This is a genomic window from Pseudoxanthomonas sp. CCNWLY206-1 (assembly GCF_039710385.1).
In the GTDB taxonomy this organism is placed as follows: domain Bacteria; phylum Pseudomonadota; class Gammaproteobacteria; order Xanthomonadales; family Xanthomonadaceae; genus Pseudoxanthomonas_A.
On the sequence record NZ_JBDKXI010000009.1, the window covers coordinates 175,251 to 194,253 of the forward strand.

Annotated in this window: 18 protein-coding genes, 1 tRNA gene and 1 pseudogene; 1 reads left to right on the forward strand and 19 read right to left on the reverse strand. The window is 63.0% G+C overall.

All coding sequences use genetic code 11. From position 1 onward, the window contains the following. Positions 1-2: 2 nt before the first annotated feature. From nuoE to trpB, 13 genes are all read right to left on the reverse strand, one after another. Entirely contained in the window at positions 3-530 is a 528-nt protein-coding gene (nuoE, locus tag AADW18_RS18710; protein ID WP_337344915.1) for an NADH-quinone oxidoreductase subunit NuoE, read from the reverse strand. Next, entirely contained in the window at positions 527-1,828 is a 1,302-nt protein-coding gene (locus AADW18_RS18715) for an NADH-quinone oxidoreductase subunit D (protein WP_337344916.1), read from the reverse strand. The genes nuoE and AADW18_RS18715 overlap by 4 nt, the downstream gene beginning before the upstream one ends. Further along, the gene (locus AADW18_RS18720; protein WP_337344917.1) at positions 1,825-2,568 is read right to left on the reverse strand and encodes an NADH-quinone oxidoreductase subunit C; all 744 of its coding nucleotides are present in this window, start codon (positions 2,566-2,568) and stop codon (positions 1,825-1,827) included. Before AADW18_RS18720 ends, AADW18_RS18715 begins: the two co-directional genes overlap by 4 nt. A gap of 63 nt (positions 2,569-2,631) precedes the next feature. After that, entirely contained in the window at positions 2,632-3,186 is a 555-nt protein-coding gene (locus tag AADW18_RS18725) for an NADH-quinone oxidoreductase subunit B family protein (RefSeq protein WP_337344918.1), read from the reverse strand. After that, complete coding sequence (locus AADW18_RS18730) at positions 3,177-3,533, reverse strand: NADH-quinone oxidoreductase subunit A (protein WP_337344919.1); 357 nt, start codon at positions 3,531-3,533, stop codon at positions 3,177-3,179. Before AADW18_RS18730 ends, AADW18_RS18725 begins: the two co-directional genes overlap by 10 nt. A gap of 375 nt (positions 3,534-3,908) precedes the next feature. Next, a tRNA-Leu gene (locus tag AADW18_RS18735) sits at positions 3,909-3,993 on the reverse strand. 61 nt (positions 3,994-4,054) lie between these two features. After that, positions 4,055-4,516 (reverse strand): preprotein translocase subunit SecG, encoded by a 462-nt coding sequence (secG, locus tag AADW18_RS18740; RefSeq protein WP_337344920.1) that lies wholly within the window; start codon positions 4,514-4,516, stop codon positions 4,055-4,057. A 59-nt stretch (positions 4,517-4,575) separates the two neighbouring features. Continuing rightward, the gene (gene tpiA / locus AADW18_RS18745; protein WP_337344921.1) at positions 4,576-5,334 is read right to left on the reverse strand and encodes a triose-phosphate isomerase; all 759 of its coding nucleotides are present in this window, start codon (positions 5,332-5,334) and stop codon (positions 4,576-4,578) included. Between the two features lie 157 nt (positions 5,335-5,491). Further along, positions 5,492-6,430 (reverse strand): 2-oxoglutarate and iron-dependent oxygenase domain-containing protein, encoded by a 939-nt coding sequence (locus AADW18_RS18750; protein WP_337344922.1) that lies wholly within the window; start codon positions 6,428-6,430, stop codon positions 5,492-5,494. A gap of 135 nt (positions 6,431-6,565) precedes the next feature. Then, positions 6,566-7,909: a phosphoglucosamine mutase gene (glmM, locus tag AADW18_RS18755; protein ID WP_337344923.1), complete on the reverse strand. Its 1,344-nt coding sequence runs from the start codon at positions 7,907-7,909 to the stop codon at positions 6,566-6,568. Then, the gene (accD, locus tag AADW18_RS18760; protein WP_337344924.1) at positions 7,906-8,799 is read right to left on the reverse strand and encodes an acetyl-CoA carboxylase, carboxyltransferase subunit beta; all 894 of its coding nucleotides are present in this window, start codon (positions 8,797-8,799) and stop codon (positions 7,906-7,908) included. The genes glmM and accD overlap by 4 nt, the downstream gene beginning before the upstream one ends. A 70-nt stretch (positions 8,800-8,869) precedes the next feature. Continuing rightward, positions 8,870-9,673, reverse strand: a complete 804-nt coding sequence (trpA, locus tag AADW18_RS18765; protein WP_337344925.1) for a tryptophan synthase subunit alpha — start codon at positions 9,671-9,673, stop codon at positions 8,870-8,872. A 174-nt stretch (positions 9,674-9,847) separates the two neighbouring features. Beyond that, complete coding sequence (gene trpB / locus AADW18_RS18770; protein WP_337344926.1) at positions 9,848-11,065, reverse strand: tryptophan synthase subunit beta; 1,218 nt, start codon at positions 11,063-11,065, stop codon at positions 9,848-9,850. A gap of 133 nt (positions 11,066-11,198) precedes the next feature. Here trpB and AADW18_RS18775 point away from each other — a divergent pair, with 133 nt between their 5' ends. Beyond that, positions 11,199-12,092 carry a LysR family transcriptional regulator gene (locus tag AADW18_RS18775; protein ID WP_337344927.1) on the forward strand — a complete coding sequence of 298 codons (894 nt, stop codon included), beginning with the start codon at positions 11,199-11,201 and terminating at the stop codon, positions 12,090-12,092. Positions 12,093-12,239: 147 nt separating this feature from the next. Here AADW18_RS18775 and AADW18_RS18780 read toward each other — a convergent pair whose 3' ends face one another. The 6 genes and pseudogenes from AADW18_RS18780 to aroC all read right to left on the reverse strand — a co-directional run bounded on the left by AADW18_RS18780 (position 12,240) and on the right by aroC (position 18,988). Further along, positions 12,240-12,881, reverse strand: a complete 642-nt coding sequence (locus AADW18_RS18780) for a phosphoribosylanthranilate isomerase (RefSeq protein ID WP_337344928.1) — start codon at positions 12,879-12,881, stop codon at positions 12,240-12,242. Positions 12,882-13,154: 273 nt separating this feature from the next. Then, positions 13,155-13,931: pseudogene (gene truA, locus AADW18_RS18785) on the reverse strand (tRNA pseudouridine(38-40) synthase TruA); the annotation flags it as partial. Positions 13,932-13,948: 17 nt separating this feature from the next. Further along, entirely contained in the window at positions 13,949-15,670 is a 1,722-nt protein-coding gene (locus AADW18_RS18790; RefSeq protein WP_337344929.1) for a FimV/HubP family polar landmark protein, read from the reverse strand. A gap of 39 nt (positions 15,671-15,709) precedes the next feature. Beyond that, positions 15,710-16,735: an aspartate-semialdehyde dehydrogenase gene (locus AADW18_RS18795; protein ID WP_337344930.1), complete on the reverse strand. Its 1,026-nt coding sequence runs from the start codon at positions 16,733-16,735 to the stop codon at positions 15,710-15,712. 89 nt (positions 16,736-16,824) lie between these two features. After that, positions 16,825-17,877 carry a D-glycerate dehydrogenase gene (locus AADW18_RS18800; protein WP_337344931.1) on the reverse strand — a complete coding sequence of 351 codons (1,053 nt, stop codon included), beginning with the start codon at positions 17,875-17,877 and terminating at the stop codon, positions 16,825-16,827. After that, a complete protein-coding gene (gene aroC / locus AADW18_RS18805) occupies positions 17,870-18,988 on the reverse strand; it encodes a chorismate synthase (RefSeq protein ID WP_337344932.1) in 1,119 nt (372 codons plus the stop codon). The genes AADW18_RS18800 and aroC overlap by 8 nt, the downstream gene beginning before the upstream one ends. Positions 18,989-19,003 lie beyond the last annotated feature (15 nt).

Consider the following 19,003-nt stretch of genomic DNA (forward strand, 5'->3'; position numbering starts at 1 on the left):
GCTTACTCCAGCCCGTCCAGCAACTCGTCGACCTTCTCGGGCGAGAGCTTCTCGTGATAGTGACCATTGATCACGACCACCGGCGCACCGCAGCAGGCGGCGACGCATTCTTCTTCGCGCTTCAGGTAGACGCGGCCATCAGCGGTGGATTCACCCAGCTTGCAGCCCAGCTTCTTCTCGGCATGCTTCACCAGGTCTTCGGCGCCGTTCAACCAGCAGCTGATGTTCGTGCAGAACGCGACGTTGTTGCGGCCGACTTTTTCGGTCTCGAACATCGAATAGAAGCTGGCGACCTCATAAGCCCAGACCGGCGGCAGGTCCAGGTACTTGGCGACACCGGCGATCAGCTCGTCGGTCAGCCAGCCCTGGTTCTGTTCCTGTGCGGCATGCAAGCCTTGAAGCACCGCCGAACGCTTACGATCAGGCGGGAACTTGGATAGCCAATGATCGATGTGCGCACGCGTCTTATCGCTCAGGACGACCAACGGATCGACGTTGCGCGCGTTCTCGAAATTACCTGTGGCCCTCATCGGTCCACCTCACCAAAGACAAGATCATAGGTACCGATCATCGCGACAACGTCGGGCAGCATGTGGCCGCGCACAACGTGGTCCATCGATGAAAGATGAGCGAAGCCCGGCGCACGCAGGTGCACGCGGAACGGCTTGTTGGCGCCATCGGAAACCAGATAGCAACCGAATTCGCCCTTGGGCGCCTCGACCGCGGCGTAGGTTTCGCCGGCGGGCACGCAGTAGCCTTCGCTGAAGAGTTTGAAATGATGGATCAAGGCTTCCATGTCGTCCTTCATCTCCTCGCGGGAGGGCGGCGACACCTTGAAGTTCTTCACCATCACCGGTCCGGGATTGGCGCGCAGCCAGTCCACGCATTGCTTGATGATGCGGTTGGACTGGCGCATCTCGGCCATGCGGACCAGGTAGCGGTCGTAGCAATCGCCATTGGTGCCCACCGGAATATCGAAATCGACCACGTCGTATTTCGCGTAGGGCTGTTTCTTGCGCAAGTCCCACTCGATACCCGAACCGCGCAGCATGGCGCCGGTCATGCCCCAGGCGCGCGCTTCGTCCGGCGAGATGACACCGATGCCGACGGTACGCTGCTTCCAGATACGGTTGTCGGTCAGCAGCGTTTCGTATTCGTCAACGCGCTTGGGAAACTCACGGGTGAAATCATCAAGGAAGTCCAGCAGCGAACCTTCGCGCGCGGCGTTGAAGCGTTTCAGCGCCTTGCCCTTGCGCCACGGCGACTCGCGGTACTTCGGCATGCGGTCCGGCAAGTCGCGGTATACGCCGCCGGGCCTGTAGTAAGTGGCGTGCATACGCGCGCCACTGACGGCTTCGTAGCAATCCATCAGCTCTTCGCGCTCACGGAAGGCGTACAGCATCACCGCCATCGCGCCCAGGTCCAACCCGTTGGAACCCACCCACATCAAGTGGTTCAGGATGCGGGTGATTTCGTCGAACATGGTGCGGATGTACTGCGCACGTTCGGGCGCTTCGATGCCCATCAGGGTTTCGATAGCGCGCACATAGGCGTGCTCGTTGCACATCATCGACACGTAATCCAACCGATCCATGTAGCCGATCGATTGGTTGAAAGGTTTGGATTCGGCCAGTTTCTCAGTACCGCGGTGCAGCAGGCCGACGTGCGGGTCCGCGCGCATCACGGTCTCGCCGTCCATTTCCAGGATCAGGCGCAACACGCCGTGTGCCGCGGGATGCTGCGGACCGAAGTTCAGCGTGTAGTTGCGGATTTCGGAGCGGCCGGCGGCGGGAGTGCTCGGGGACGCGACAGAAGGTTGCATGCTCATAGTTTGCCCTCGCGCGCCGCCTGCTCAGAGCCAGCGCGTTCGTCGGCGGCCGTCTGATAGCGCGCATCGTCGCGAATCACACGCGGAACGGACACGCGTGGCTCGACCGAAGTGACCGGCTCGTAGATCACGCGCTGCTTCTCTTCGTCGTAGCGCACCTCAACGTTACCGATCAGCGGGAAGTCCTTGCGGAACGGGTGCCCGACGAAGCCATAGTCGGTCAGGATGCGACGCAAATCCGGATGACCTTCGAAGAGCACGCCGAACATGTCGAAGGTTTCACGTTCGAACCAGTTGGCACCCGGCCAGATATCGGTCACCGAAGCCACCACCGGCACATCATCATTGGGTGCATAGCAGCGCACACGCAGGCGTTGATTGTGCTGATAGGACAACAAGTGCACGACCACCGCGAAACGGTGTTCCGGACCTTCGCCCTTCGGGCGCTGATCCCAACCAAAACGGCCAGGACCGCCCATGCCTTCCACACCACGACTGAAGCCTTCCGACGACACGTCCGTGGTATCCCACTCGTCGCTGCCGTAACCCAGGTAGTCCACGCCGGTGACATCGATCAGCTGCTCGAAACCGAACTCATCGCGCAATGCCAGGCAGGCCGCGTGCCAGTGCGAGGACGGGATTTCCATCGTGACTTCGCCGCGCGGCTCGGCAACGGCGACAGCCGCTTCCGGGAAGCGCGTGCGCAGGCGATCAGTGAAATTTGCAGCTTGCTCGGCCATGGGGCGTGGCGTGCTCTGGAGTGTGATGTTCGGGGAAAACTTACTGGGCTTGCCGGACCAGGATCAGCGCGCGATGGTCTGCGTGCGCCAGATCTTTTTCTGCAATTGCAGGATGCCGTAGACCAGCGCCTCCGCCGTGGGCGGACAACCGGGTACGTAGATGTCGACCGGCACGATGCGATCGCAGCCACGCACCACCGAATAGGAGTAGTGATAGTAGCCGCCGCCATTGGCGCAGCTGCCCATCGAGATCACCCACTTCGGTTCCGGCATCTGGTCATAGACCTTGCGCAGCGCAGGGGCCATCTTGTTGACCAGCGTGCCGGCGACGATCATCACGTCCGATTGGCGCGGCGAGGGGCGGAACACCACACCGTAACGATCCAGGTCCAGGCGCGAGGCGCCGGCATGCATCATCTCCACCGCGCAGCAGGCCAAGCCGAAGGTCATCGGCCACATCGAACCGGTACGCGCCCAGTTCATCAGCGCATCCACGCTGGTGGTCACGTAGCCTTTTTCAAGCAAAGGATTATCGCCTTCGGGCCGAAGAATATCGTCCACCCGCCCTTCCGGGATCGGGTTGGTCATCAGCCGATCGATGGTTTGGATCACTCCCATTCGAGCGCTCCCTTCTTCCAAACGTAAATAAAGCCGAGGAACAGCATGCCGACGAACAGGCCCATCGTGACCAGTGCGCGGGCGCCGAGCTCCTGGAAGACCAGGGTCCACGGAACGATGAAGATGATTTCCAGATCGAAGACGATGAACTGGATGGCGATCAGGTAGTAGCGCACGTCGAATTTCATGCGCGCGTCTTCGAAAGCTTCGAAGCCGCATTCGTACGGCGACAGTTTCTTCGCATCCGGGCGGCGCGGGCCCAGGAAACGTCCGACCACCATCAGCGTGATGCCGATGCCGGTGGCGACGATCAAGAACAACAGGGTCGGCAGATAATTGGCCAGCACTCGCAATTCTCTTCTTGTCTTACCCGCCCCGCGCGGAGTCTACACGCTGGGGGCGTGCACCTTGCGAAGGACTCTCGTTTCCATGGAAGCCGCATGGCATGCGACTTTGCGCGGATGCGCATGAAGCCTGGAGAAGCACCTCGGTCGTGACCGGGGATTACAGTCGCCAGGCAGCGCATTTGCGCGTATTACGGCAATGCATGCCACTGGCGGCGAATCGGCGAGATTGTAACGGTTAGTGAACTCGCTAGTAAACGATTACTGCGCGGGAAGGCGTCTTCGGCAAAAACAGGAAAGCCCGCTTGCGGCGGGCTTTCCTGCTTTTCGCGGTACTCACGCGACCTTGACCGGCCTGCGCGGGAAACCGCATTGGATTGGTGCCCAAGAGGGGACTCGAACCCCTACGACTTTCATCGCTACCACCTCAAGGTAGTGCGTCTACCAATTCCGCCACCTGGGCAATGACATCTACGCGACGCGGCATTCTACGCAATGCCAACGCCGCGCCATTGTAGCCGCCGTCAGCCGCCCTGCGGAGGCGTCACCGGCGGCTGCTTGGCAGCAGGCGCCGATTCGACTTCCACCGGCGTCGTCGATGCCGGAACCTGCGGCACCGTGGACGAGGCGGGAGGCGCCTGGATAGGTGCGCTGGGTACGGTCGACGGCTTCGGCAATTCACCGACAGGCGCGGGCGAAGCCGGCGTCTGCTGCTGCGACATCACACCGAGATTCTGCTGTGCAGGCGGACGCGCGCTGTGGGTGGCGTACCAGGCCATGAACAGGCTGATGCCGAAAAAAGCCACGGCGAGCCACTTGGTGCTCTTGGACAGAAAGTTGGAAGCGCCGCGCGAGCCGAACACGGTGCCGGAAGCGCCGGCACCGAAGCCCGAGCCCGCCTGCGCACCGGAACCGCGCTGCATCAGCACCAGCGCGATGATCGCGATAGCGACCAGCACGTAGATAACATTGAGGGTCAACATCATTTCGAATTCATCTCAACCTATGGCGAACCCGACCGGAAGTGGTCGGACCCGGTGAGGGGTTAGCCTCGTTCGGCCGCCGCTCGCGCGATGGCCAGGAAATCAGCGGCGACCAGTGAAGCGCCGCCTACCAGCCCTCCATCGACATCAGGCTGCGCGAACAGTTCCGCGGCGTTGTCGGGCTTCACGCTTCCGCCGTAAAGGATCGGCAGTGAATTGACAATTCTAGCATCGCGCGCCGCTACTTCGCCACGGATGAAAGCGTGCACCGCTTGCGCCTGGGCTGGGCTGGCGGTACGGCCAGTGCCGACGGCCCATATCGGTTCATAGGCGATCACCGCGTCGTCGAAGGCCTGAGATCCCAGCAAGTCGAATACGGCACGCACCTGACCACCCACATGGGATTCCGTTTCTCCGCGTTCGCGTTGTTCCAGAGTCTCACCCACACAGAGAATCGGTATCAGGCCTGCGTTCTTCGCCGCCTGGAACTTCCTGGCCACCAGCTCGTTGCTTTCCTGATGGTACTGGCGGCGTTCGGAATGGCCGACAAGGCCGTATCGCGCGCCAACGTCCTCCAACATGCCGGCAGAGACCTCTCCCGTGTAGGCGCCCTTCTCGTTGCAACTGACGTCCTGGGCGCCAAAAACGATGCCGCGAGCCGCGTAGTCTTCGATCAGGTCGCCCAGGTACGGCAGCGGCGGCAGGATCAGCAGGTCCACCCCGTCCAACGGCAGGCCGGCAACGATTTCATCCATCAATGCATGGGCAAACGCGCGATCGCCATGAAGCTTCCAGTTGCCAGCCACGATTTTGCGGCGCATAAGACCAATTCCCGTCCAGTTGAGCGCGCAAGGATAACCTCCCTCACGCTGGCTGACGACAGTCGGACGTCGAGAGGGTGGCCGCACCCTCCTGCGCAGCGCTGAACGAAGCCGCAGGTCGGCCCCACATGGCCGAAGCCCACGAGGTGCATGGCGACTACTTGAGCTTGATTTCCCTTAGCCGCTCTTCCAGGTAGCCCTGTGCGGTAATCGGCTCCGGGTAGCGCTTGGGATTGTCCACGGTGATCGTCGACGGCAGCACGTCGATGAGGAAATCAGGATTCGGGTGCAGGAAGAACGGCACGGAATAGCGCGGCTTGCGCGCTTGTTCTCCCGGCGGATTCGTCACTCGGTGGGTGGTAGACGGATACACATGATTGGTCAGACGCTGCAGCATGTCGCCGATATTGACGACAATCGTGTCCGCTTCGGCGGTGAACGGCACCCACTCGCCTTTCCGCGACAGCACTTCCAGGCCGGCCGCACTGGCGCCCACCAGCAGCGTGATCAGGTTGATGTCCTCATGTGCGCCGGCACGCACGTTCGGAATGTCGTCCGTGGTGATCGGCGGATAGTGGATGGGGCGCAGGATGGAATTGCCGGAGTTGGTTTTGTCGGCAAACCAGTTTTCCGACAGGCCGATATGCAGCGCCAACGCCGACAGTACGCGCGAACCCAACTTGTCCAGGTCCTGATACAGCCCGTAACCGTGCTCGCGGAATCCAGGTATTTCCTCGGGCCACAGATTGGGCGGCATCACCTCGGCGTATTTGGAATCGCGCGGTATTTCGCGACCGATATGCCAGAACTCCTTCAGGTCGAAATATTTGGAATCCTTGGCGGTTTCCACCCCAAACGGGGTGTAGCCGCGCGCGCCACCACCGCCCGGCACGTGGTATTTGCGCTTCACTTCTTCCGGCAAGGCGAAGAACTGCTTGAACACCTCGTACGCAGCTTCGATTCGCGACTGCGACACGCCATGGTTGCGGATACCGGCGAAGCCCCACTCGCGATAAGCCGCACCCAGTTCGGCCACAAAGGCGTCGCGGTCGCTGTCGAAACGGTTGATGTCCAGGGTAGGAATACGTGAGGTCATGCGTGAACTCTGTGAGCTTTGGTTCCTTCTCCCGCCGGGAAAAGGTGGCGCGAAGCGCCGGATGTAGGGAAGAAGAATGACGACTTGCGGGTATCTGCGGTGCGGCCAAGGGAGAGTGGCGCAGCTTGCAAACGATCAACTCACGGCACGCACCGCATCCGCCAGTTTTTCCAGGGTGGCCTGCATCAGCGCATCGTCGTCGGCTTCCACCGTGACCCGCACCACCGGCTCGGTGCCGGACGGACGCAGAAAGGCGCGTCCGCGACCTGCCACCGCCGTTTGCGCCTCGGACAAGGCTGCCTGCACGCCAGGCGCCTCGGCCGGTCTTGCACCATTGGTCAGTCGTACGTTGATGGTTCTCTGCGGCACCTTGGCCAGACCGCTCAACGCCTGCCGCAGCGACTGCTTGCTGCGCTTCAGCGCTTCCAGCACCTGCAGCGCGCTGACGATGGCGTCGCCGGTGGTGGCGCGATCCAGGCATAGCAAATGCCCGGAAGCCTCGCCGCCCAGCACGCCCTGCCCTTCTACCAGCGCCTGATGCACGTAGCGGTCGCCGACCTTGGCGCGCACGAAGGCGATGCCGAGATCCGCCAGGGCGCGTTCCAATCCGTAATTGGTCATCAACGTGCCGACCACCGCGCCACGCAACCGTCCGCTGGCCTGCCAATTCTTGGCCAGCACATAGATCAGATCGTCACCATCTACCGCGTTGCCCAAGTCGTCGGCCATCAGGACGCGATCACCGTCGCCGTCGAAGGCAATGCCCAGATCGGCTCCCGCCTCGCGCACGCACCGGGACAGATTGTCGATGTGCATCGAACCGACGCCGGCATTGATGTTCAATCCGTCCGGCTCGGCACCGATGGCGATCACTTCGGCACCCAGTTCTCGAAACATCAACGGCGCGACGTGGTAGTTGGCGCCGTGCGCGCAATCCAGCACGATTTTCAATCCACGCAGATCGAAACCGCGCGGCACGCTGGCCTTGCAGAACTCGATGTAGCGGCCGACGGCGTCGCGGGCGCGGATCGCCTTGCCCAATTTTTCCGACTCGACCGTGGTGAAATCGGCGTCCATCGCGGCTTCGATGGCAGCTTCCGTGGTGTCGTCGAGTTTCTCGCCTTCGGCCGAGAAGAACTTGATGCCGTTGTCGTAGTGCGGGTTGTGCGAAGCACTGATCACGATGCCTGCGTCGGCGCCCAGGGTACGGGTCAGGAAAGCCACCGCCGGTGTCGGCATGGGTCCCAACAACTGCACATCGGTACCGGCCGCGACCAGTCCGGCTTCCAAGGCGGCCTCGAACATGTAGCCGGATATCCGGGTGTCCTTGCCGATGACCACGGTGGGCCGATGGCCGCCGTTACGCTCCAGCAGCACCCGCCCCAAGGCATTGCCCAGGCGCAGCACGAAGTCGGCGGAAATCGGACCCTGGCCGACACGGCCGCGAATGCCATCGGTGCCGAAGTATTTGCGGCTCATGCGGTCACCTCCAGACTTTCCTCCGGCTTGGGCTGCCTCATCATCAAGGTCAACAGATCGGCCAGGCGGTCGCGCATTTCGCGGCGGTCGCAGATCTGATCGATGGCGCCGTGCTCCAGCAGGAACTCCGAACGCTGGAAGCCTTCCGGCAATGTTTCGCGCACGGTCTGCTCGATCACGCGTGGGCCGGCGAAACCGATCAATGCCTCGGGTTCGGCGATATTGATATCGCCCAACATGGCGAACGACGCGGAAACACCACCCGTGGTGGGATGCGTCAGCACAGAAATGTAGGGCAACCCCGCCTCGCGCAGCCTGCCGAGCGCAGCTGACGTCTTGGCCATCTGCATCAGCGAGAACAGGCTCTCCTGCATGCGTGCGCCGCCGCTGGCGGAGAAACAAACGAATGGCGAGCCGATCTCCAGCGCTTTTTCCACGCCCAGGGAAAAACGCTCACCCACCACCGAACCCATGGACCCGCCCATGTAGGCGAAATCAAAGGCGCTGGCAACCAGCGCGTTGCCCTTCAGCTTCCCTTGCAACGTGATCAGCGCATCGCGTTCGCCGGTGGCCTTCTGCGCCGCCTTGATGCGTTCGGAGTACTTCTTCTGGTCCTTGAATTTCAGGATGTCGACCGGACCCAGTTCACCGCCGATTTCCTGCGTGGTATCCGGGTCGAACAGCGACGCCAGCCGTGCACGGGCACGGATCGCCATATGGAAGTTGCACTTGGGGCAGACCTCCAGGTTTTCTTCCAGTTCCGGCCGGTAGAGAACGGCGCCGCAACGGTCGCATTTTTCCCAGAGCCCTTCGGGAACACTGCGTTTTCCTTTGCCGCTACCGCCTTCGGTGCGTATGCCCGAAGGCATTAATTTGCTGAGCCAGCTCATGCGTGTCGGTGGTCCCGTTCAGGTTGGGCCGTAGAGCACATCAGTTTAGCTCAGTCGCCGTTGAGGCAGGTCAGCCGTCCAACGCTTGCCTGAGAGGCGTCAGGAATGCGGCAGCGCGGGAAGCCGCGTCTTCCGTGCCGCTGGCCTCCGCCAGTACAGCCACCAAGGCACTTCCGACCACCACACCGTCGGCATCTACCGCCATCGCACGCGCGCTGGCGGCATCCTTGATGCCAAAACCGGCGGCCACAGGGACCTTCGAAAGCGCGCGGAGCTGGCGCAGGCGATCGCTGGCGGCGACGGTGTCCAGCCGGTCCGATGCGCCTGTCACTCCGGCGAAGCTGACGTAATAAAGGTAGCCCTGGGCATGGTCGCAAAGCATCGACAGGCGCTCGGCGGTGGTGGTCGGCGAGGCCAGCGCGATCAGGTCCAAGCCATGACGATTGAAGATGGCGCGGGTTTCGGCCGCTTCCTCCGGCGGCAGATCGACCAGCAGCACGCCATCTACGCCCGCCTTGACCGCTTCGGCCGCGAAGTGCTCGCTGCCCTGTATCTCCACCGGATTCAAATAGCCCATCAGCACGATGGGTGTGGTGTCGTCCTGCTGCCTGAACACCTCCACCGCTTCCAGCACATAGCGCAGGCCGGCGCCCCGCGCCAGCGCGCGCTCGGAGCTGCGCTGGATGGTCGGGCCATCGGCCATGGGATCGGAGAACGGCACACCCAGTTCGATCACATCGGCACCGGCATCCACCAGGGCATGCATCACCGGCACGGTGGACTCCAGCGACGGATCGCCCGCGGTGACGAAAGGTATCAGGGCTTTGCGTCCGACCGCTTTGAGATCGGCGAATTTTTGTTTGAGGCGGGTCATGAGCTGAACCAAGGAAATGGGGAAAGAGGGATATTTGCGAAGGATCGCCGTCTCGGCGCGAGCTTTGACCAACTTCGCTGTTGAAGAGCTTTTCGCGGCTATCGCGATCTGACAGAAAGAGCTCGCGACGGGACGGCGCCCCTACCTACCGCGGCGGCTCCTACGTGCCGGTAGCTACAGATCGATCCCATCGCGAGCGGCGATGGTATGCACGTCCTTGTCGCCGCGACCCGACAAGTTGCATAGCACCAGCGCGTCTTTCGGCAGATCGCGTGCCAGCTTGATCGCCTGCGCCACGGCGTGACTGGACTCCAACGCGGCCAGAATGCCTTCGGTGCGCGCCAGGGTATGGAACGCGGACAGCGCCTCGTCGTCGGTCACGCCGACGTACTGGGCACGGCCGGCATCGCTGAGGAAGGCGTGTTCCGGGCCGACGCCGGGATAGTCCAGGCCAGCGGAGACCGAATGTGTTTCGATGATCTGGCCGTCGTCGTCGCAGAGCACATAAGTACGGTTGCCGTGCAGCACGCCGGGGCGCCCGGCCGCAATCGACGCGGCATGGCGTCCGCTGCCAATACCGTCGCCCGCGGCTTCGGCACCAACGATCTTCACTTCGGGATCATTGAGGAAGGCATGGAACAGACCGATGGCATTGCTGCCGCCGCCGACGCACGCGGTGATGACATCCGGCAGGCGGCCGTAATCTTCCAGCATCTGCGCGCGCGCTTCGCGGCCGACAATGGCGTTGAAGTCACGCACCATGCGCGGATAGGGGTCCGGGCCGGCCACCGTACCGATGATGTAGAACGTGTCATGGACGTTCGTCACCCAATCGCGCATGGCTTCGTTCAGGGCGTCCTTCAAGGTCTGCGAGCCGCTGGTGACCGGCACCACAGTGGCGCCAAGCAGCTTCATTCGATAGACGTTGATCTTCTGCCGCTCGATGTCCGTGGCGCCCATGTAGACCACACATTCCAGGCCCAGGCGCGCGGCGACGGTGGCCGACGCGACGCCATGCTGGCCAGCGCCGGTCTCGGCGATGATCCGCTGCTTGCCCATGCGGCTGGCCAGCAAGGCCTGGCCGATGGTGTTGTTGATCTTGTGCGCACCGGTGTGGTTCAGGTCTTCGCGCTTGAGCAGGATGCGGGCGCCGCCGACCTCCCGTGACAGTCGTTCTGCCTCGTAGATGGGACTTGGCCGGCCGACGTAATGTTTCAGGTCGTGGTCGAATGCAGCGATAAAGGCCGGGTCGATCCGTGCCGCGTCGTAGGCAGCCGACAGCTCCTGCAGAGGTCCGATCAGGGTCTCGGCAACGAAACGTCCTCCGTAACGGCCGAAATGGCCATAGGCGTCCGGATAGGCGTGGAAGTCTTCGATCTTGGGGGCGGTCATCGGCAAGTCCGGATTTGTTCGGGGGTGTCTGTCCGGCGTCTTGATCGACGCCCGGGATTGCACTCTAGCGCACCGGGAATGCGCCAAAAAGCTATAAAATCGGCGCCGTCACCTCAGAAAAACTCACATATCGATGAGCCGTCAACTGCCTTCGCTCAACGCCCTGCGGGCTTTTGAAGCGGCCGCCCGCCTGGAAAGCGTGAGCCGCGCGGCTGATGAATTGCATGTCACCCACGGCGCGGTGAGTCGCCAAATCCGGGCTTTGGAAACGGATCTAGGGCGGCCGTTGTTCACTCGCCAAGGCCGCGGCTTGGCATTGACCGCTACCGGGATGCGCCTGCGCGACGCAGCCGGCACCGCTTTTGCGCGGCTGCAGGAGGCCTACGCAGAACTACGCCGCGATGATGGCCCTGCGGCACTGGTACTGGGCTGCCCAGGCAGTGTGCTGGCGCGCTGGGTAATTCCGCGGCTGGAACGACTGGGGCGTGAGCTGCCTTCGGTGAAGCTGCACCTGTCTGCGCACGAGGGCGCATTCGATACCCAACTACCGGGGTTGGACGCGGCACTGATGCTGGCCGAGCCACCCTGGCCCGCGCAATGGCAAGTGCATGAACTCGCGCCGGAATACATCGGCCCGGTCGTGAGTCCTCGCTATGCGGGATACGCAAAGCTGCAGGATCGGCCGGTTCAGGCGCTGCTTGGCGAAACGCTGTTGCATACCGCGTCACGGCCGCAAGCTTGGCCGAGCTGGGCAACACATAACGACCTGGATCCGGCGGCGCTACGGCTCGGCACAGGTTTCGATCATCTCTATTACTTGCTGGAAGCTGCCGTCGCCGGCATGGGCGTGGCCATCGCGCCGCAACCGCTGGTCAGCGAAGACATCGCTTCCGGCCGTTTGGCGGCACCGTGGGGCTTTACCCTCACCACCGGCACCTGGGTGCTATGTGCGCCGCAGCGCAATACCGATACACGGGTTGCCGAGTTGGCCGAATGGTTGCGCTCGGAGCTGGCAACTGCTTCGTAGCTTGCGCTGTGCGCGCGAGAAAGAGACTGGCACTTTTTTGTGTTAGCAACATGTATTCGGGGTCATCACTCGATGCGAAACGCTCTAGCTATGCTTTCGCTTTTCGCTGCCGGTTCCCCGCTTCCGGCTCCGTGCGCACAGCGCACGCTACGATGATTGCGGACGATCCGCATGCCGGACTGCCTCCACGAAACGGCGCATTTTCCCGGCGTCCTTCGCGCCAGGTGACGATTCAATGCCACTGGATACATCCACGCCCCAAGGGTGCGCCGTACGTACGGCCACGGTGACGTTGTCGGGAGACAGCCCGCCCGCCAACAAGAACGGTTTATCCAGCGTGGATGGCAACTGTTTCCAGTCGAAACGCTGGCCGCTGCCGCCCTGCTCTCCCGCCGCATGCCCGTCGAACAGCAAGCCGCTGGCGGAGGGATACCGTGCGATGGAGGCGAATGCGCCTTCGGAATTTCCGCCCATCGCAATGGCTTTGAAGAATGGCCGGCCGAAAGCAGCGCAGAACGCATCGTCTTCGGCACCATGGAATTGCAGGATATCCGGCTGGATGTCCTTGATGATCGTGTCGATGTCCGCCGACTTGTTGTCCATCACCAACGCGACCACCGCGATCTCTTCCGGCACCAGGTCACGCAGCATTTTTGCCTGGCCCAGCAGCAATCGGCGCGGGCTCTGTGGCGCGAAGACCAAACCTATGTAATCCACGCCCAACTCCACTGCAAGACGGACGTCTTCAGCACGAGTGAGGCCACAGAATTTGATGCGGGTTTGGGACATGGTTCGTGAGCAGTGAGCAGTGAGCAGTGAGCAGTGAGCAGTGAGCAGTGAAGCTTTTGCTTTACCTCCCCCTTTGTAAAGGGGGATTGAGGGGGATTTTGCTTTTGCCTTACAAAACAGCTGTTCAACAGCAACAGCAAATCCCCCTTAGTCCCCCTTTTTCAAAGGGGGAGATCCAGCTACCAATGTAGATGGCGAGGCGAATACATTCCTCGCCTCAACTCGCAAGCGGCGTGCTTTCGGCTCATCGTATAGCGGATGCGCCTTGTCCAACGTCACCTCACCAGGCAATTCCCATTGCGCGGGATACAAAGGGCTAACGAAGACCAGCCCGTCCGGCGGAGCGGTCGGGCCAGCCACCGTGCGGTCACGGCCCGCCAGCAGCTCGGCGATCCACGCTTCCGGCTGTTCGCCTCTTCCCACCAGCAGCAGCGAACCGACGATATTGCGCACCATATGGTGCAGGAAGGCGTTGGCTTGCACTTCCACGATCACCTGTTCGCCTTCACGGCGTACGGAGATCGATTGCAAGTCGCGGTTGGGATGCGGCGCCTGGCAATGAACGGTGCGGAAGGCGCTGAAGTCGTTTTCGCCCAACAATGCCTGTGCCGCGCGATGCATGGCATTGGCGTCCAGCGGCAACCGCTCCCAGCTCAGGTATTGCCGCCTCAAGGCGGGACGCACAGCCCGATTGAGGATGCAGTAGCGATAGCGGCGCGCGCGGGCCGAAAAACGTGCGTGGAAGTCCTCGGGCATCGGCTGGCACCAAAGCACGCTGATAGAGGGCGGCAGGTGCGAGGTAACGCCCAGTATCCAATTCCGCGGGCCGCGTGCCGCGTTGCTATCGAAATGCACGACCTGGCATTGTGCGTGTACACCGGCATCGGTGCGGCCGGCGCAAACGGTGGCGACCGGTTCATTGGCCACGAACGACAGCGCACTCTCCAGCGCGGCTTGCACGGTGCTCGCATCCGGCTTGCCGGGCTTGCTCAACCGTTGCCAGCCCAGGAACTCGCCGCCGTCGTATTCGACGCCCAGCGCATAGCGCATCAGAACCTCACGCTACTTCAGCCGATCTCGCGCAACAGCTGCAAAGCTTCATCGCGCGCGCGGTCGTCGCCGCCAACGGCGACTTCGTTCAACAGGTCGCGCGCGGTCGCCACATCGCCCAGATCCAAGTAGGCGACGGCCAGCTCCAGCCTTTCGCGCCCCGCCGGCGCCGGATTCAGCGGTGCGACCGTTGTTGCGCTTTCACCGGAGTGCCAAGCGGGTTTGGCGGCGGTCGCTTGCATTGGCTTGCGCGCGAGTGCTGGGGTTTCTTCGGCCGCAGGCGCCGGCACTGCTTCGGTTGCTTCGTAGACATCTTCCTGCACATCGATGTCTTGCGTTGCCGACGTGGCGTTCGGCATTGCTGCCGCCAATGCAGCACTATCGAAAACGGGAGCGCGCGGCGCAACGACCGGCATCACCCGCTTACGGCGCTGCGACCAGCCCCAGGCCAATGCGCCGATCAGCAGCAAGCCTAAGCCCGCCCACATCCAAACCGGCACGCCGCCTTCGCCTTGAGATTGCGCCAAGCGTTGTTGGGCAGCTGCCAGATCGCTGTCCTTCATTGCCAACAGCTGTTCCTGCTGCTGCTTCAATTTTTCCAGTTCCGCCACCTGCGCGCGCAATTCCTGCAGTTCGGATTCGCGTGCGGCCAGATCTTCCCTGGTCTGTTGAAGTTGCTCGTTCGCCAGCATGTCGCCCTCGCCGCCGGCACTGATGCCGGACTGTGTTCCTGATGTAGTCGCCGCACTCGCCGCGGGCGGCGCTATTTCCAGTCGCGCTTCGGCCACCTGCGGCGCGGAGGAAGCGGGTGCCGGGCGCGGCGCGGCATCCGCAACCGCCGCCGGTTGTGGAATCGGCCGGCGCGCCTGTCGCCATTCGGCGATCTGGCTACGCACCAGTGCCGCTGCTTCGGCCTCCTGTAGTTGCGCCACATCGGTCGGTTGCGGCAAACGTAGCACCGCGCCTTGCTTCAACAGATTGATGTTGCCGTTGATGAAGGCTTCCGGATTCGCCCGCAGCAGCGCCACCATGGCCTGATCCAGGGAATAGCCTTGTTGCGCGGCCAAGGGTGCGGCGATCTGCGACAGCGTCTGACCACGGCGTACCGGCGCCATCGCACTGCTGGCGTCGAACGACGGTGCCGGCGCCACGGGCGCTGCGGGCGCCTGAGGAACGGAGGGAGTGGCAGCAACCGGCGGCGGCGGTGCTTGCGGCACGGCAGCGGGTTCAGGAGGAGGTTCCGTCACCGGCGCTTCCGGCGTACGGACGATGAGATCGCTGGGCGCAGCCACAGGGGCGTCGATGGGCGGCTGTCCCGCCGCGGCCAACGTGTTGGGAGTGCTGACCAGCGCCGAGTATTCGCGCACCAGCCGTCCCTGCCCCCAATCGACCTCGATCAGGAAATTGACCGCCGCCACGTCCACCGGCACCCGGCTGGTGACGCGGATGACCGGCCGCCCGGCATCGTCCAGGGCGACCGCGAAGTCCAGTTCGTTGATCAGACCTTGCGGTCGCGGCAGCCCCACCCGCTCGAAAGTGACGGGTGAAGCCAAGCGCGCACTCAGTTGTTCCAGTTCACCGGGTTCGTTGGAGATGACGGGGATTTCGGCCAACAGCGGTTGACCCGGCTGCGACTTGACCCGGATTTCGCCCAGGCCCAAGGCCATCGCGGCGCTGCTGAACAGCGCCAACGCCAGTCCGATCCAATAAGCCGATCGATATCTTGCCGAACCCGACACAGCCTCTCCCCGTCCTATCCCGGCCACGAATATAGCGACTTAACCGTTTTTCGCCACCAATTCCGCCAACTGCACCGCATTCAGCGCCGCGCCCTTGCGGATGTTGTCCGAGACGATCCACAAATTGAGGCCGCGCGGATGCGAGAGATCATCGCGAATGCGGCCCACGTAGACCGGGTCGGTACCGGAGGCATGGGTGACCGGCGTCGGGTATCCGCCGGCTTTGCGGTCGTCCACCACTTCCACGCCCGGCGCCGATTCCAACAGCTGACGCGCCTCTTCCGGCGTGATCTTGACCTTGGTTTCGATGTTGACCGCCTCGGAGTGCCCGTAGAACACCGGCACGCGCACCGCGGTAGGGTTCACCTGGATGCTGTCGTCGCCCAGGATCTTGCGGGTTTCCCATACCAGCTTCATTTCTTCCTTGGTGTAGCCGTTGTCCATGAAGTCGTCGATGTGCGGGATCAGGTTGAACGCGATCTGCACTGGGAAACGCTGCGGGTCCGGATCCTGGAAGTTCAACAGCGCGCCTGTCTGGCGACCAAGCTCTTCCAACGCCGAGCGTCCCGCACCCGACACCGACTGATACGTCGCCACGTTGATGCGCTCGATACCGACCTTGCGATGGATCGGCGCCAGCGCTACCAGCATCTGCATGGTGGAGCAGTTGGGATTGGCGATGATGCCGCGCGGACGGTTCTGCACCTGTTCCGGATTCACTTCGCTGACCACCAGCGGCACGTCGTCGTCGTAACGGAACGCCGAAGAGTTGTCGATGACCACCGCGCCTGCGGCGGCGAACTTGGGTCCGTACTCCTTGGACACGCTGCCGCCAGCGGAGAACAGCGCGATGTCGACACCCGTCGGGTCGAAGGTGGCCAGGTCCTGCACATCGATCTTCTGCCCGGCGAAATCGACGGTGCCGCCAGCCGAACGCTCGGACGCCAGGGCGACCAGTTCGGAGATGGGGAACTGGCGCTCGGCCAGGATGTTCAGCATGGTTTCGCCGACTGCGCCGGTGGCTCCGACGACAGCGACCTTGAAACGACGGTTCTGATTACTCATTTGGTTTGTTTTCGCGAATTAGAGGTAAGGGAATAGCGAACGGAAGGCGGGGCTGTGTTCGGGGAACCGACCGGCATCGCCGGGGTTCCCTAACGTTTAATCGCGGTTTTGACAGCGTCGCCGCCAGCGTTGCCGGTCAGGCCGGCCGCACGCAGCGCATCACCATTGATAAGGTTCGGTGGATTTCCCGCGGTGGGGCCTTCACCCAAGGCTGCGATCAGATTGTCTACCGCCAGCGACACCATCGCACGGCGGGTCGCCAGACTGCCGCTGGCAATGTGAGGCGTCAGCACCACATTGCGCAGTGCCAGCAATTCCGGTCGTACGGCGGGTTCGCCTTCGAACACGTCCAGGCCGGCTGCAGCCAATTGCCCGCCCGCCAGCGCCTGGGCCAGGGCCAATTCATCGATCAAACCGCCGCGCGCGATATTCACCAGCGTAGCGGTCGGCTTCATCTTCGCCAGCGCCGTTGCGTCGATGATGTGGTGGCTTTGCGGCGAATACGGCAGCACCAGCACCAGGTGATCGGAATGCGCGAGCAAGCGATCCAGATCGACGTATTCGGCACGGCAGGCTTGCTCGGTGTCCGCGGGCAGGCGGCTGCGATTGTGGTACAGCACCCGCATGTCGAAACCCGCGGCGCGGCGTGCGATGCCCTGCCCGATCCGGCCCATGCCAAGAATGCCGAGTGTGCTGCCGTGCAAGTCCGCGCCCAGCATCGAATCGAAAGACCATTGCGTCCATTGGCCATCACGCAGCCAGCGCTCCGATTCAGTAATTCGGCGGGCGGTGGCCATCAGTAGCGCGAAACCGAAGTCGGCGGTGGTTTCGGTCAGCACATCCGGTGTATTCGTCGCCAGGATGCCCGCCTGCGTCAGCGCGGCGACATCGAGGTTGTTGTAGCCGACGCCGACGTTGGCGATGGCGCGAAGCCGCGCGGCGCCAGCAATCTCTTCGGCGCCGATGCGTTCGTTCAATGTCGCCAGAACGCCATCCGCTTCGCGCAATGCGTCGGCGATCTGTACCGGCGTGTATTCCATCACCCGAGCGGGAGCGGCTACATCGAAATGCACCGCCAGCCGTCCGACGATGTCGTCGAACAGCGGCTGCGACACCCAGACGCGGCGGCGCGGCTCAGCCATCGAGGGATCCGGGCTGTGCTTCGGCTGGAATCATCGGGGGGACCTCGCCCACGTCGCCGCACTGGGCGCGATGGCGCAGCGCCTGGTCCATCAGCACCAAGGCCATCATCGCCTCGGCAATAGGCGTCGCGCGGATGCCAACGCAAGGGTCGTGGCGCCCGGTGGTGATCACTTCTACCGCTTCGCCCGTGACATCGACCGTGCGACCTGGCAGGCGCAAGCTGGACGTCGGCTTCAAAACGATGGAAGCGGCGACCTGCTGCCCGGTGGAGATGCCGCCCAGGATGCCGCCGGCGTGATTGGACAAAAAGCCCTGCGGCGTAATTTCGTCGCGGTGTTCGGTGCCCTTCTGCGCAACAGCGGCGAAACCGTCGCCGATCTCCACGCCCTTGACCGCATTGATGCTCATCAGCGCCGCGGCCAACTCGCCATCGAGCTTGCCGTAGATCGGCTCGCCCCAACCCGCCGGCACGCCATCCGCCACTACGTTCACCCGCGCGCCGACCGAGTCGCCGGACTTGCGCAGCGCGTCCATGTAGCTTTCCAGTTCCGGGACCTGCTCGGCACAGGGCCAGAAGAACGGGTTGTCTTCTATGGCATTCCAATCAAAGCCATGCGGCACGACCTCGCCTAACTGCGACAGGTATCCCCGCACGGTCACACCGTAGCGCTGCGCCAGCCACTTCTTGGCGATCACGCCAGCAGCGACCCGCATGGTGGTTTCGCGTGCGGAAGAGCGGCCGCCACCACGCGGATCGCGGATGCCGTACTTCTGCCAATAGGTGTAGTCGGCGTGGCCAGGACGGAACTGCTGGGCGATGTTGCTGTAGTCCTTACTGCGCGCATCGGTATTGCGGATCAGCAGCGCGATCGGCGTACCGGTGGTGCGGCCTTCGTAGACGCCGCTGAGGATTTCCACCTCGTCCGCCTCGCGACGGGCCGAGGTGTGCCGGCTCTTGCCGGTCGCGCGGCGTTCCAGGTCGTGGCGAAATTCCTCCGGCGCAATCTCCAGCCCCGGCGGGCAGCCATCGACCACACAGCCGATGGCCGGCCCGTGGGATTCGCCGAAGGTGGTGACCGACAGTAGTTTTCCGAAGGTGTTGCTGCTCAAGATCGCTTCTCGCGT